This is a genomic window from Pseudomonas sp., from assembly GCF_046581935.1.
Lineage (GTDB): Bacteria > Pseudomonadota > Gammaproteobacteria > Pseudomonadales > Pseudomonadaceae > Aquipseudomonas.
Genome location: NZ_JAYGFK010000020.1, coordinates 20,962 through 34,740, shown reverse-complemented (window position 1 = coordinate 34,740; position 13,779 = coordinate 20,962). Strand labels below are relative to the sequence as shown.

The window sequence follows — 13,779 nt, the reverse complement described above, 5'->3', positions numbered from 1 at the left end:
GATCAAACGCGGAACGCACCGATCAAATGCTTCAAGCGCGCCACCAAACCCGACAGCTCACGACTGGCCTGCTCGGTCTGGCTGGCACCTTCGGCGGTGCGTTCACCGGCGTGGCTGATCTCAACAATGTTCTGATCAATATCATGCGCCACGGCCGTTTGCTCTTCGGCGGCAGTCGCAATCTGCTGGTTCTGATCGACGATCATGCCCACCGCACCGAGGATATTTTCCAACGCCTGCTGCACGTTGACCGACTGACTGACCGTGTTGTCGGCCATCTGATGGCTGTTGTTCATAGCTTTCACTGCCGCGCCAACACCACCTTGCAGCTTGGCGATCATCGCCTCGATTTCCTCCGTGGACTGCTGGGTACGCTTGGCCAGATTGCGTACCTCGTCAGCCACCACGGCAAAGCCGCGCCCCTGCTCACCGGCACGGGCGGCTTCAATGGCGGCATTGAGCGCCAGCAGGTTGGTCTGCTCAGCAATTCCCTTGATCACATCCAGCACCTGGCTGATCGATGCACTGTCGCTGGCCAGCTGATTGATCACCGAAACAGATAAATCGATTTCCCCAGCCAGACGCTGCATGCTAGCGACTTGCGTCTCAACCAGACTGCGACCACTAACTGTCTCCGCATTTACGCTCTGCGCACTGCCCACCGCCGCCACCGCACTGCTTGCCACTTCCTGGGCCGTTGCCGACATCTGATTCATGGCTGTCGCCACTTGATCAATCTGCCCACGCTGCCCGGCCACCGCATGGTTGCTTTCCCCGGAGACCTGCTGCACCCGGTCGGCCTGGCGCTCGACCTCAACCACCGTCTGCCCAACACGTTCGATTAACTGGTGAATCTTGCTCACGGTTTCATTGAACACCTGGCCCAGTTCGCCCAGTTCATCCTGGCTTTGCGCCTTGAAGCTAACGGTCATATCGCCGGCTGCTACCTGATTCATCACCTGACCAAGGTTCTTCAGCGTGGCGCGAATCGACGCATAGAAACCGCCATACAGATAGACAATCAACAGGAACACCACTACCAGAGCGAACACCAGCAGCATCATCTGCGTGCGGTTCTCCTGCAAACGCGCTTGCAGTTGCTGATCAAGGAACTTCAGCACCACATCGTTAAGCTGGTAGGTCTGCTCCATGGCGCTGCTGACATCCGCGTAGAACTGCGCCCAGGGCGTATCCAGCGAGTCGGCAATCACTACTTTGTCTTCAAACAGCGCTGCGCTGGTTTTCAGGGTTGCCAAGCTGCTTTCAGCCTGGCTGGCAAACGCCGCACGAGCCTGCGCACTGCTGTTGAGGGACGCTTGCAGGTTCAAGCCGTACTCGGCATGCAGTTTTTCCAGATCCAGCAACAACTCATCGAAGCTGGTACTGGCCGATGAGTTGAGAAAGCCCTGAGCCAACGAGTAAGCACCTATAGCACGGCCTTTGCTCAGCGCCGCGGTGACCTTGGGTGTATCCACCGTAACCAGCTCAATCATCTGCCGCACAGCGCCTTGACGGTCCTGGCTTAGGCCAGCCTGGGCGGCAACCAGCTTGATAAACACCTGAGAGCTGCCCAACAGCTTCTCGGCCAAAGCAACCTTGCCTTGCAGTGAAGTTTCGGCCTGCACAGCAGCCAGCTCGGCAATGAGCTGGTCGCGTTTATTGTTGAATTCATCAATCTGCTCAGGTTCGCGCACGACAGCCACCATGGTTTGCAAGACCTCAGCAGTAGTGCTTTGCAGTTTGAGCAGACGCGCTTCAAGATCCCCCGCCTGACCGGACTGACCGATCATCGCGTTGATCTCGGTGAGGTCGGCGAAGCTTTCAAGATTGCGCCGCAGCGTCAGGCTTTCGCCGAGCAGATCAATGCTCTCAAGAGCCGCCTGGGTACTGATGAACTGCCGGTAGGAGTCACGCACCAGATAGAAGTTGGTGACCAGCATGGGCAGAAAGAACAGAACACTGATCAAACTGAATTTCATGCCGAAGCTGAGGCGATTCATTAGCGCGATGGCTGGATACAACACGGTCTTCACAAGACGTCTCCAGTTCTAATTATTATCGTGTCAGGCTAAAAACTGACCACACTGAATGGCAAGTTATGGCCTGTTTGTCCCTTGCGCTCAACCTGCGATACATGGATCAGCGCGCTAAATACACTCAGATCACGAGAATCAATGCCGCAACGTACTGGTCGTGCATGGCGTCATGTATACCTCTTATCGGCCTCAACCTATGTAATTTAAGGTTAATTATGCGTACACCACTAAAGATGGGTATTGATCTGGGTGGCAGCAAAATAGAAATCATCGCGCTGGAGAACAGCATCCAGCGCTTACGCCGCCGCGCGCCAACCCCCCAGGGTGACTACCGCAAAACCGTAGAGCTGATTGCCAGTCTAGTCGAAGACTGTGAGCGCGATCTGGGCCAACAGGGCAGCCTAGGCGTCGGCATCCCCGGCACTCGCTCACCTGACCATGGCCGGATCAAGAATGCCAATTCTCTGTGCCTGATCGATCAGGACCTGCAGGCAGACCTCGAACAACGCCTGCAGCGCCCGGTACGCCTAGCCAATGACGCCGACTGCTTTGCCCTCTCCGAAGCCTGCGATGGTGCGGGTGAAGGGGCCTTGAGTGTGTTCGGAGTAATTCTGGGCACGGGCGTTGGAGGAGGCCTGGTGGTGCGCCAACAACTGCTCGGCGGGCCAAATGCGATTACCGGCGAATGGGGCCACAACCCGCTGCCTTGGCGGCGCACTGAAGACGGCCCAAGCCGGCGCTGCTACTGCGGCCAGGAGGACTGTATCGAGACCTTTCTCAGTGGCCCGGGCTGGGCCGCACGCAGCAATCTAGGCCTGGACGCAAGCGCCATGGTCAGCGCAGCCCATACCGGCAATCCAACCGCACAGCAGGCGCTTGCCAACTATTGCGACCAGCTGGCGCGCGGTCTGGCGTCGGTGATCAACCTGATTGATCCGCACGTGATTGTCTTGGGCGGCGGTATGTCCAACACGGCCGAGCTGTACAGCCAGGTACTGCCCCTGCTGCCGCGCTACGTGTTCTCCGATCAAGTCAACACACGCCTGCTACAAGCACGCCACGGCGACTCCAGCGGTGTACGCGGCGCCGCCTGGCTCTGGAACGACGACGCTAAATAAGCAGCGTCCACACGGCAAACGCGGCGTACCAAAATATCGCTGCCCGCACCAACAATTGCCAGAGCCCGTCCAGGCTGCTGACGCCGGCCTCGCCAATCACCGGCTCAGGCGTCTCGCCAGCCGCTCGCGCAGTGATGATGGCCAACTGCGCGGCGCTGATATCCCAGCTAAGCAGCTCATGCAGCAAAGCCCGGCTGACGCCCGCGAAATTGCCCACTAAAGCAAAGCTAGCGGCCAACACTCGCACCGGCAGCCAGTCGAAACCATGCCGCACCTGCACAGCAGCGTCACGCAGAACAGGCTGCGTAGCATGCTCACTGGTCAAAGCGAGCAAGCGATAGGCCAGTGCGGCCAACGGCCCCAGCAGCACGTACCAAAAAATCACGGCAAAGAAACTCTGGTAGGCCTGCCACACCAGATGGCCCTGCACGCGCTGCAGCAGCTCGCCTTCGTCCTCGGCCTCCAGCGCCAGGTCCCGCCGCGCCACCAAATACGCAGCCTCAACATCTTCACGCCGCCAGCTGTCACGAAACGGCCCAAGAGCCGCCAGCACGTCACCACGTCCAAGACTGTAGATAACCACCAGCAGATGCACAGGCAAGGCCAGCCAGCCATAAGCCACGGGTTTCAGCACCAGCAACAACACGCCCAACACCAGCACCGGCAACACCACCACACAGGCCAATGCGAGCCAGGGCTGGGCAGTGGTCAGCGGCTTACTTTCAGCCCCAGCCAATAAGCGCAACCATGGGCCATCCTGTTGGATACTGGCGCGCCAGGCCGAAAATTTCTCGACCCACAACACCAGCAGTAGCACCAGAAAATTCATTTCAATTCCTCGTTTTGCTGCAACGCCATACGCACGCGCTGCCAGTCGAATGCAGGCCCTGGGTCAGTCTTGCGGCCCGGCGCGATATCGCTATGACCGCAGATTCGCTCCAGGGTAATCGCCGGATACGCCACCTGCAGTTGTCGAATCAACGTAATCAGCGCCGCATACTGCTCGGCAGTGAACGGCAGATCGTCAGTTCCTTCAAGCTCAATTCCTAGGGAAAAATCATTACAGTTTTCCCGTTCGGCAAAGCGTGACTGTCCAGCATGCCAGGCACGCTCGTTACAGGACACGAACTGAGTGACGGCACCATCACGCTCAATCAGAAAATGTGCCGACACCTGCATGCTGGCAATGGCCAGAAAATAGGGATGCTCGCTGGCGTCCAGCTGATTCTGAAAGAACGCCTGGACCTTACCGGTGCCGAACTGCCCCGGCGGCAGGCTGATGTTATGAATCACCAACAAAGACACTTCACCCAGCGGTCGCTGATTGAAGTTAGGCGATGGGCAATGGCGGACGCTAGCGCACCAGCCACTGGAAGGGTCCACCTGCATACAAGGCTCCTTGATCAAGCGGCCACTCTAGAGCAGCGCCGCGCCAAGGCCAAGGGCACCCCTTCACGGGTTGCAAACCGCAGATACGCAAACGCCGCCGAGTATGCATCCCACGACGGCGTCGTTGCGGCCAAACAACTAAGGCTTATGCGCCTTTGAGTTTGCGTAAGTTGCCGATTACCGACTCCAGCGCGCGGTCAAACAGCAGCGCGTCATCCAGCAAACGAATGGCACTGCGGCGAAACTCCACCGCCAGGCCCATACGGGTTTTTTCCAGCACCTTCATGCCGGTACGGTTGACAAAGATGTACTTGCCGGTCGGTTTGATCACCGCAGCCAGCTTGCAACGCAACTTGTGCTCTTCATCTTCCTGAAACTCAACCCAGCTGCCGACGCGCAGATTGTCCACTTGCAGCAAGCCCTCGTCGTCGTCAGGCAGACTAGCCTCCGGCTCGGCGCTGCGCAGTTCGCCGGGAGCCAGCAAGATGATTTCCTCAACCACCTCGACCATGCTCGGTTCTTCAGCCACCTCCACTGCCGACAAGCCGAGTAATGGCAGATCAGTGCCCGCCTCCCCCAGCACGTCGAACTGCTGCTCATCACCATCAGCAGAAGCCTGTTCGACAACCGCTGGCTGGCTCTCTTCCTCCAGGTTGCGTTTGAAACGCTGGAAGGCCTGTACGTGCAGCACTTCCAACTGGCCGAAGAACTCACTCGTGGAGAATGGATCAAACGCCGCACTGGCCATCCCTTCACGCAGCGCCTTGAGCAAACCCGGCACCATTTCCAACAACCTCATGCGGGCTTCTGGGTCTTCGTGCGGCTCAACACTCCAAACCAGGTCATCCATGGTTGCCAACGCGGCTTGCCATTCAGCCGACTCAACACCGTGCTTCAAACAGGTCAACATCAATACCTTGCTCCAGGCCTCCTGCAGCAAGCGTACGACGACTTCCGGCAGGGTTTTGCCGAGCATCCGCTGGTTCAGCGCCTGCTCAACTTCACGCCTGGCCATTGCTGCCTTGGCGCTGCCCTCTTCAGCATCGCGGGTGCGCTGCTCAAGCAATTCACTGCGGCGACGTTCATCGCCGGTAAAGGCCAGAAAATCCGCCAGCAACTCGGAAAAAATCAGCGGGTCATCAACAAAGTCATTGAGCAAGCTTTGCACCACCTGCTCGATCTTCTGATACAGGCTGTCGCGTTGCGTATCGTCCTGCTCACCCCAGCCGAGAGCAGCAGAGGCAATTTCATTGAGCAGGCGGCGGGCCGGATGGCTGCCACGGCTAAAGAATGTCTTATCGATCACCGCAACTTTCAGCATCGGGATCTGCAAGCGTCCAATTAGCGCCTTGAGCGAATCCGGCAAAGTGCGGTCATCAAGGATGAACTCAAACAGCATCGACACCAGGTTGATGACGTCCTCATCAACCTCACCCACCACGCGGGCCTTGCCCGCCTTGGCGCTGGCACGGGTCAGCAGATTCTCCAGCTGCTCACGCAAATCAAAATCATCGCTAACCTGCGCCGGAGCACGCTGCTGCATATGCGAGAGCAAACGCATCAGGTCATTACTGGAAATCGGCATGGCATCTGCTGGGCGGCTGCGCCGTGGTGCCTGCGTGCCACGAGCCTGCGATAACAACTCCTGCAGCGCGCCAAAGACTTCCTGCACGCCCTCATCAGCAAACTCGCCCAACAACGCTGGCGAATCGTCCTGGCGTGAACCGCCAGCAGGGGCCGTGTTGCGCGATGGATTACGCCGCGCCGGCGCAGATTTCAGCTCAGGTAGAACGCCAGCCGCGATCAAAGCCTGGTTGGCTTCGCCATATAGCTGATCGAGGTCGCTGAGGACGTACTTCTCGAATAGCTTGAGGATGATCAGCTTGACCCTGATCTCAACACCCAAGCCGCCGCAGGCATCAAGGAAGAACTCGCAGAGGCAGGTCGGACCGATGGGGTTGCTCTTATCGTCCAGCTTCTTGCTGACCATGGCATTGAAGCGTGTGGTCAAGTGCCCGAGAGCAGAGGCATCGCGGCTCATCACCTTGGCCACCATCGAATCCAGCGCCACCGACTCTTCCAAAGCGTCGTTCTGCACCAACGACAGCGTCTCGAACGACACCGCATCCAATGCCACAGGCTTGCCAATTTCATATTGGTTGAGGGTCGCGAAGGCCTCAAAGACCTTCTGTAAGAAGCCACGCTCGATACTTTTACGCTTCAAACGCAAATCGCGCATCGCCTCGAAAAAGGCATTTTGTTCAGCATTACTGCTGGCACGATCGGCCATCTCGAACAGCGTATCGTCGGCATTGTCGAACAGCGCCTGCAACGCTTTTTTCAGCTGTTGCGCCGCTTTATCACGCACATTGGTCAGCGCCACAGGCAGTCTTCCTACCGGCGAAGTGGGCGATTGCTCAGGGATCACCTTATTCAGGTGAACCACATTCGCATCAGTTTTCATTGCGAGTCTCCTGCAGACAGCCCCTCTTGGGCGAACCGATCTGCACAGCGATCAACTGAGCGTCATCCGTAACGTCAAAGGCCTGGCGTCAAACCAATTAAAAATCATTATAGGGATGCGCAAGCACATACCAAGCTGACTTTTCCTCCAGACATGACCCAGGTCACAGATGTAGCACTGCAGCTTCCCAGCGGTTGCTTGCGTACGACCAATACCCACAACAGCAAACAGCGGTCGTACACATTTAACGGAGCACCCCAGCAGCATAGCCACACAACAACCAGAGCACAGCGGCAAACACTGCGCAAACAGCCAGCAATCCCTATAATCGGCGCATTCTGCTGACTGGAGCTCACCATGCCTAACCTGACCCTCGCCGACCTCGCCACTGAAATCGAGGCCAACGTGCGCCGCGCCCTGGCAGAGGATATCGGCAGCGGTGATATCACAGCGCAACTGATCCCAGCAGAACGTCTGGCACACGCCAAGGTCATCACCCGTGAGCCTGCGGTAATCTGCGGTACCGCCTGGGTCGAGGCGGTATTCCGCCAACTTGATCCACGGGTCGCTGTGCACTGGCACATCCAAGACGGCCAACGCGCCGAGGCCAATCAAGTGCTGTTTGAACTGGAAGGCCCAGCCCGTGCACTGCTCAGCGGCGAGCGCAGCGCCCTGAACTTCCTGCAGACCCTCTCGGCCGTGGCCACCCGCTGCCAGCACTACGCCGACCTGGTACAAGGCACCGCAGTAAAACTGCTCGACACCCGCAAAACCCTACCCGGCCTGCGCCTGGCGCAAAAGTACGCCGTAACCCAAGGCGGCTGTCACAACCACCGCATTGGTCTGTATGACGCCTTCCTTATTAAAGAAAACCATATCGCCGCCTGCGGCGGCATCGCCCAAGCTATATCCGCCGCGCACAAAATCGCCCCCGGCAAGCCGGTGGAAGTTGAGGTGGAAAGTTTGCAGGAGCTGCGCCAGGCACTGGAGGCTGGAGCCGACATCATCATGCTTGATGAGCTGAACCTGGATGAAATGCGCGAGGCCGTAACCCTCACCCAAGGCCGCGCCAAGCTGGAGGCATCCGGCGGCGTGAATGAAAGCACCTTGAGGGCGATTGCCGAGACAGGGGTGGACTATGTGTCGATTGGTGCTCTGACCAAGGATGTGAAGGCGGTGGATTTGTCGATGCGGTTGAGCCTATAGCCACCCAACGGCTCTGTAGGATGGGTTGAGCAAAGCGATACCCATGCGGGCCTCAATGATGGATATCGCTGCGCTCAACCAACGCGGCCCGACCCATCCTACAAATGATTAATGCGCTGCCTGCTCAAGAATTTTGAAGAACACAGTCTCCAGCGATACAGCAGGCTTGATGGTCAACAGATGCCCGCCCACACTGTTGAGCTGGGCAATAAACGCCGGCAGATCGGCCTGCGCCAACTCACACTCAAACTCCGCCTCACGCAACTGCTTACAGCCCTCCAGCAGCGGTTTTTCAGCATTGAAACGCACCAGCATCTGATCAACTCGCTCCGCCGCCAACTCACGCGGCGAGCGAACGGTCAGCAACTCACCTTTATTGATAAAACCAAAACGGTCAGCAATACGCTCAACGTCATGCAACACATGGGAAGTAAAGAAGATCGCCCCTCCCTGCTGCTTGTACTCGGTCAGGATTTCCACCACATCCTTGCGACCCACCGGATCGAGACCGGACAACGGCTCATCCAACACCAGCAATTTAGGCTGCACCACCATGGCATGCGCCAACGCCACCCGCTGCACATTACCCTTGGACAATTCACGAATACGCCGCTTAGCGTTTTGCGCGACAGAAAAGCGCTCAAGCCACTGCATGCACCAGGCATCGGCATCCTTGCGCTTGATGCCATACATGGACAAGCCCATGCGCAAAATTTCTAGCGGGGTGAACTGCTCATATAGCGCAGGGGCTTCCGGCACAAAAGCCAGAGGCTGCCGCGCCTCAGCACGCCGCGCATCCACACCATAGATACGCACATCACCCTGATAGTCATTGATGATATCCAGCATCACCTTGATGGTGGTGGATTTGCCGGCTCCGTTGGGGCCGACAAAACCAAAGACTTCGCCTTCTGCCAGGCTAAAGCTGACATCGCACAACGCCTGAACTTCTTTGCCTTTGCTGCGGAAGACATGGCTGACGACTTTAAATTCTAAAACTGCTGGCACTACCGATCCTCCATACCGGCGACCTTTAGCTTTTTCAGCACAAAGCGCCCATCGACAAATTCATAACCAAGCTTCAGTGGATCCTCGGGAAACGCGGCCAGCAAACCACTCTCAAGTAACTGATCGGGGGCGATGAGCGGACTACTACTTTGCACTTCAAAACGGCGCTGAGCTTCACGTAGCGTCACCAGCCCCTGCAGACGCTGAACGCGTTTGGCAAGCATTGCTTTCAATTTAGGGTCAGACGCTTGATCCTGTTCACCTTGCAAAAACTCAAGGGCGAGCTGCTCATCCTGAATTTGCTCAGCCTTAAGCATAATGGCGAATTTGCGAAAGCCAGCCGCGTTAGCCGTTGAGCGCGAAGCGGCCTCTTCAAGGTAAGTCGCCGCGGTATCTACATCATGATCAAAGAAGAACCTGTTAAAGCCGTAAAAGAAAGGCGGTAACTCATCCCAAAAGCGACAAGAGCTGGCACGGCGCAACACCTCACTACCCTCACGATCCGCCCCCCCCCAGGTAAGTAAACCATTGGCTAAGTAGTAATTGTCCTCATGGCAGGGGTTGAGTTCGGCGACCACCTGCTGGGCACGAATCAGATAACCAGTATCCGCCTGCCCCCAATCGACGCCAGTAGCGGCCAAGCGCATGGTTTCAAGGTTGGCCGCGAGAAAACGATCACCGCCGAACAGCACCAGCAACACCGGCGCGGCGATCACCACCCGGCCTTCAACGACAGGTGTCACAGGCGCAGGCGTATTGGCGCGCCACTGCGAGGCGGCGGCGAACAGAGCGAAACAGATCAGCGCCAGCAGCAAGAGCAAGGAAGGTTGACTGCGCATAATCAGGCGAAACGCTTACGCTGCAGCGCCCAGACTGCCAGCGCCAGCAGGGCGCATGCGTAGGCTAGGTTACTTAGCAACAACCAGGGCCAGTCGGCGGGGAGAAACTCCGACTTGCCGTAGAGCGCGAGCATGCGCAGATCCAGCGCACCGAGATCCGGCAGCAGGTAACCGAGCACGCCGAGGCTGGCTCGATAACCCTCGGCATTGACCACCACCCCGGCATTATTACTGAGCAGCTCGACGATAGTGCCATAAGAGCGCGCCACCAGCATAAAGCCGAAGGTGCCGATCAGGACGAAGCTTGGGGTCGAGGCGACTACCGCCAGCAACGTAGCCAGCGCGGCCAGCACCAACAGGTCAAGTAGCAAAAAGACGATAACAATAAGATAAGGTTGCCCCAGCGCCACAGGCGTGGCCTGCGGGTAGATGTCGCCGATAAAGCGCACCAAACCAACCTGCAGCACGCCAAGTGCAAACAATGCACAGAGTACTAGCGCAAAGACTGCCGCAAAACGACCAAGCAGCAAGGTACTGCGCGCGTTGGGGTAAGTCAGGGAGTTGAGATAATAACGCTTGTCGAACTCGCGTGAAAGCAACTCCTGAACCAGCAGAACAATCAGCAGTGGCAGCAACAAGCGGATGGTCGAAAACCCCACATCAAGCGCTACGGCCGCTGGTTGACGACCGCCGAAATAGGCGGACAACAACGTGACCAGCACCAACACCAGCAGAACGCCAGCAGCCATCCAGATAAATTTCGCCTTAAAGACCAAGCGCAATGCAGTTATAAAATCGTGATAAATAGGCATTTTTTGCAGATAGGTATCTTTATAAAATAAAAATCGACGCACGCAAAAGCGTTGCTCGCCGAATAAATTACAAATAAAAATAGCAGCCCAATCTATTCAAGTTGATAACATTTAGCAAACCCCTTAACGTAGCAAGCGGTGGAAAAATATTTTGCTAGCGCAACCTACGCATCACAGAATATAGCAATCAATTAAAGACCCTATATAAAATACTAATCTATAACGAAAAATTACTACATCACGAACGGTCTACTCTATGAGTTACAACACCTAAATCCCGCAATACCTTTAAACTAATAAAGGAGGGCAAGCCCTCCTTTATTTAAACTTTAAGGTATTAAAGCTGGGTCTCTGCAAATGTCTCAGCATCCGCCGCAGTGCAGGCACCGGCAGGGAACTGAGATACAACAGTGCCAGCCAAAGTGGACGCTGTCGGCATGGCGGGACCTTCTACAGCTTGCGGGGCAGTAGTACAGTCTTCGTTACCACCAACACCTGTAGCCGGGTCATTATCGGTATTTACGCAGGTAGTAACCTGCGCAGAACGACTTGTAGTACGGCCCGCGGTGTGACACGCAGAGATAACAATAGAGTCAGCGTCGCAACCAACACCAGCTTCAACACCTGTAGTCAACGTTATATTGACATCCTCATTCAACAGGGCGCAATCAGTCATCCTTACCGGACCACTACCTGCAAGAGGTACAGCAGAGACCATACTGGAAGCCATCAGACCTGCGAGTAACAGAGTAATCTTTTTCATTTTATGTCTCCTAGGTCCGAATCAGCGCAGCGAAGAAATAATTGCGGTAATACCATTTTTGGTATCAGCGACCGCTGAAGTATCGTTTGCCTTGGCGCGATAATCATTGAACTGCGGAATAGCGATAGCGGCCAAAATACCAATGATTGCAATAACGATCATCAGCTCAATCAGAGTAAAACCTTTTTGCTTCTTGAGAGACTTCATGGACAAGCTCCTATTATGGTTAAGGTCAACGACCTGACAGATACCTAGCACAGGACGTGCCAACCACTGACAAGCCGTATTCGGGTAGCACGGCAGCCAGCACCACAGACAACAACAACTCCCCCAGGGCAACATCTGCCGTTTTTTGTCACCTGACACTGCGCAGCTTGGGCCATTGCCTAATTTGAGCTATAAGACAACTACACAATCCGGCAAGAAGCACTCTATAAATCATGAGCGAAGCCCCCAATCTAACTGGCCTGGCCCGGCAACTGGTCAATGCCAAGCTGCTAAGCGAAAGCGCTGCTTCTCAGGCGCAAGCCCAAGCATTGCGCAATAAAATCCCACTGGTCTCCTACCTTGTGCAAAACAAGCTCACCACCAGCAAAGCCATTGCCGAAGTGGCTGCCGAGCAGTTTGGGGTTCCCTTCTGCGACCTCAGCGCCATTGAGAAAGAAAGCCAGCCACGCGATTTGATCAGCGAAAAGCTGGTTCGCCAGCACAGAGTGCTTCCGCTATTTCGCCGCGGCAATAAACTATTTGTTGGAGTGTCAGACCCTACCAATCACCAGGCAGTGACCGACGTACAGTTTTCCACCGGCCTAACCACCGAGCCACTTCTGGTTGAAGATGACAAGCTGACCGATGCCATCGAGAAGTTTTTCGACACAGCCAATAACGGCATGGAAGAACTGGGCGATGTCGATCTCGACGGCGTTGATATCGAGGCCGTTGACGACGACAAACAGGACAGTAACGACGGCAACTCGGCAGACGATGCACCGGTTGTACGCTTCGTACATAAGATGCTGCTCGACGCGATTAAAAAAGGCTCATCCGACCTGCATTTCGAGCCTTACGAAAAAACCTACCGAGTACGCTTTCGTACCGACGGCATTCTGCAGGAAATTGCGAGACCACCAATCCAACTGGCGCCGCGCATCTCCGCACGCCTGAAGGTCATGGCAGGTCTGGATATTTCCGAGCGGCGCAAACCGCAGGATGGGCGCATTAAAATGCGCATATCCAAAACCAAATCCATCGACTTCCGCGTCAGCACCTGCCCCACCCTGTGGGGCGAGAAGATCGTAATGCGGATTCTCGACTCCGCTAGCGCGCAGATGGGCATCGATGCGCTGGGCTATGAAGAGGCGCAAAAAGACCTGTATATGGCCGCCCTCAAGCAACCCCAGGGCATGATTCTGGTGACAGGCCCGACGGGCTCCGGCAAAACCGTATCGCTCTACACCGGTTTGAACATCCTAAATACCGTGGATGTAAATATCTCCACTGCCGAAGACCCGGTAGAGATCAACCTAGAAGGTATCAACCAGGTCAACGTCAACCCCAAGCAGGGCATGGACTTTACTGCCGCTCTAAAAGCCTTTTTGCGCCAAGACCCAGATATCATAATGGTCGGTGAGATTCGCGACCTGGATACCGCATCCATCGCGGTGAAGGCGGCGCAGACAGGCCATATGGTGATGTCGACCCTGCACACCAATAGCGCCGCAGAAACGCTGACCCGCCTGCGCAATATGGGTGTGCCCTCCTTCAACATCGCCACCTCGGTCAACCTAATCATTGCCCAGCGACTCGCACGCAAACTCTGCAACACCTGCAAAAAAGAGGTGAAGATTCCGCGAGAAGCGCTCTTGGAGGAAGGTTTCCCGGAAGACAAAGTCGATACGCTGAAACTTTTCGGCCCGGTAGGCTGTGAAAACTGTAACGGTGGCTACAAAGGCCGTGTCGGAATATATGAAGTGGTTAAAAACACGCCTGCCCTGCAGCGGATTATTATGGAGGAAGGTAACTCCATCGATATTTCCGTACAAATGCGCAAAGACGGCTTCAACGACCTGCGCACATCCGCTCTACTGAAGGCAATGCAAGGCATTACCAGCCTTGAAGAAGTCAACCGTGTGACCAAGGATTAA

The 13,779-nt window shown here is 56.0% G+C and carries 12 protein-coding genes and 1 pseudogene; 3 read left to right on the top strand and 10 right to left on the bottom strand.

The window, feature by feature from the left end:
- Positions 1-2 precede the first annotated feature (2 nt).
- Together VCA57_RS18395 and VCA57_RS18390 are read right to left on the bottom strand one after the other, a co-directional pair.
- Positions 3-716: a methyl-accepting chemotaxis protein gene (locus VCA57_RS18395; protein ID WP_411186561.1), complete on the bottom strand. Its 714-nt coding sequence runs from the start codon at positions 714-716 to the stop codon at positions 3-5.
- Between the two features lie 144 nt (positions 717-860).
- Positions 861-1,061, bottom strand: a pseudogene (locus VCA57_RS18390) (HAMP domain-containing protein); the annotation flags it as partial.
- Positions 1,062-2,251: 1,190 nt separating this feature from the next.
- Here VCA57_RS18390 and VCA57_RS18385 point away from each other — a divergent pair.
- Positions 2,252-3,154, top strand: a complete 903-nt coding sequence (locus VCA57_RS18385) for an ROK family protein (RefSeq protein WP_411186516.1) — start codon at positions 2,252-2,254, stop codon at positions 3,152-3,154.
- On the opposite strand, the gene ampE is transcribed toward VCA57_RS18385, so the two are convergent.
- The 3 genes from ampE to VCA57_RS18370 form a co-directional block, all read right to left on the bottom strand.
- The gene (gene ampE, locus VCA57_RS18380) at positions 3,147-3,983 is read right to left on the bottom strand and encodes a regulatory signaling modulator protein AmpE (RefSeq protein WP_411186515.1); all 837 of its coding nucleotides are present in this window, start codon (positions 3,981-3,983) and stop codon (positions 3,147-3,149) included. The two genes, VCA57_RS18385 and ampE, sit on opposite strands and share 8 nt — an antisense overlap.
- On the bottom strand, positions 3,980-4,543 hold the full coding sequence (gene ampD / locus VCA57_RS18375; protein WP_411186514.1) for a 1,6-anhydro-N-acetylmuramyl-L-alanine amidase AmpD: 564 nt from the start codon (positions 4,541-4,543) through the stop codon (positions 3,980-3,982). Before ampD ends, ampE begins: the two co-directional genes overlap by 4 nt.
- Before the next feature lie 145 nt (positions 4,544-4,688).
- Entirely contained in the window at positions 4,689-7,007 is a 2,319-nt protein-coding gene (locus tag VCA57_RS18370) for a DUF1631 domain-containing protein (protein ID WP_411186513.1), read from the bottom strand.
- Between the two features lie 357 nt (positions 7,008-7,364).
- Here VCA57_RS18370 and nadC point away from each other — a divergent pair, with 357 nt between their 5' ends.
- A complete protein-coding gene (gene nadC, locus VCA57_RS18365) occupies positions 7,365-8,213 on the top strand; it encodes a carboxylating nicotinate-nucleotide diphosphorylase (protein WP_411186512.1) in 849 nt (282 codons plus the stop codon).
- Between the two features lie 108 nt (positions 8,214-8,321).
- Here the strand turns inward: nadC and VCA57_RS18360 are convergent, their stop codons facing one another.
- The 5 genes from VCA57_RS18360 to VCA57_RS18340 all read right to left on the bottom strand — a co-directional run bounded on the left by VCA57_RS18360 (position 8,322) and on the right by VCA57_RS18340 (position 11,842).
- Positions 8,322-9,221, bottom strand: coding sequence for an ABC transporter ATP-binding protein (locus VCA57_RS18360; RefSeq protein WP_411186511.1), 900 nt, complete (start codon positions 9,219-9,221; stop codon positions 8,322-8,324).
- Positions 9,221-10,060, bottom strand: a complete 840-nt coding sequence (locus tag VCA57_RS18355; protein WP_411186510.1) for a hypothetical protein — start codon at positions 10,058-10,060, stop codon at positions 9,221-9,223. Before VCA57_RS18355 ends, VCA57_RS18360 begins: the two co-directional genes overlap by 1 nt.
- A gap of 2 nt (positions 10,061-10,062) precedes the next feature.
- Entirely contained in the window at positions 10,063-10,872 is an 810-nt protein-coding gene (locus VCA57_RS18350; protein ID WP_411186509.1) for an ABC transporter permease, read from the bottom strand.
- Positions 10,873-11,209: 337 nt separating this feature from the next.
- On the bottom strand, positions 11,210-11,635 hold the full coding sequence (locus VCA57_RS18345; RefSeq protein WP_411186508.1) for a hypothetical protein: 426 nt from the start codon (positions 11,633-11,635) through the stop codon (positions 11,210-11,212).
- Positions 11,636-11,656: 21 nt separating this feature from the next.
- On the bottom strand, positions 11,657-11,842 hold the full coding sequence (locus VCA57_RS18340; RefSeq protein WP_411186507.1) for a prepilin-type N-terminal cleavage/methylation domain-containing protein: 186 nt from the start codon (positions 11,840-11,842) through the stop codon (positions 11,657-11,659).
- A gap of 233 nt (positions 11,843-12,075) precedes the next feature.
- On the opposite strand from VCA57_RS18340, the gene pilB reads away from it, so the two are divergent.
- On the top strand, positions 12,076-13,779 hold the full coding sequence (pilB, locus tag VCA57_RS18335) for a type IV-A pilus assembly ATPase PilB (RefSeq protein WP_411186506.1): 1,704 nt from the start codon (positions 12,076-12,078) through the stop codon (positions 13,777-13,779).

Coding starts and splice junctions, on each gene's coding strand:
- VCA57_RS18395 (WP_411186561.1), bottom strand. CDS start 716: ATGAATCAGATGTCGGCAACGGCCCAGGAAGTGGCAAGCAGTGCGGTG.
- VCA57_RS18385 (WP_411186516.1), top strand. CDS start 2,252: ATGCGTACACCACTAAAGATGGGTATTGATCTGGGTGGCAGCAAAATA.
- ampE (WP_411186515.1), bottom strand. CDS start 3,983: ATGAATTTTCTGGTGCTACTGCTGGTGTTGTGGGTCGAGAAATTTTCG.
- ampD (WP_411186514.1), bottom strand. CDS start 4,543: ATGCAGGTGGACCCTTCCAGTGGCTGGTGCGCTAGCGTCCGCCATTGC.
- VCA57_RS18370 (WP_411186513.1), bottom strand. CDS start 7,007: ATGAAAACTGATGCGAATGTGGTTCACCTGAATAAGGTGATCCCTGAG.
- nadC (WP_411186512.1), top strand. CDS start 7,365: ATGCCTAACCTGACCCTCGCCGACCTCGCCACTGAAATCGAGGCCAAC.
- VCA57_RS18355 (WP_411186510.1), bottom strand. CDS start 10,060: ATGCGCAGTCAACCTTCCTTGCTCTTGCTGCTGGCGCTGATCTGTTTC.
- VCA57_RS18350 (WP_411186509.1), bottom strand. CDS start 10,872: ATGCCTATTTATCACGATTTTATAACTGCATTGCGCTTGGTCTTTAAG.
- VCA57_RS18345 (WP_411186508.1), bottom strand. CDS start 11,635: ATGAAAAAGATTACTCTGTTACTCGCAGGTCTGATGGCTTCCAGTATG.
- VCA57_RS18340 (WP_411186507.1), bottom strand. CDS start 11,842: ATGAAGTCTCTCAAGAAGCAAAAAGGTTTTACTCTGATTGAGCTGATG.
- pilB (WP_411186506.1), top strand. CDS start 12,076: ATGAGCGAAGCCCCCAATCTAACTGGCCTGGCCCGGCAACTGGTCAAT.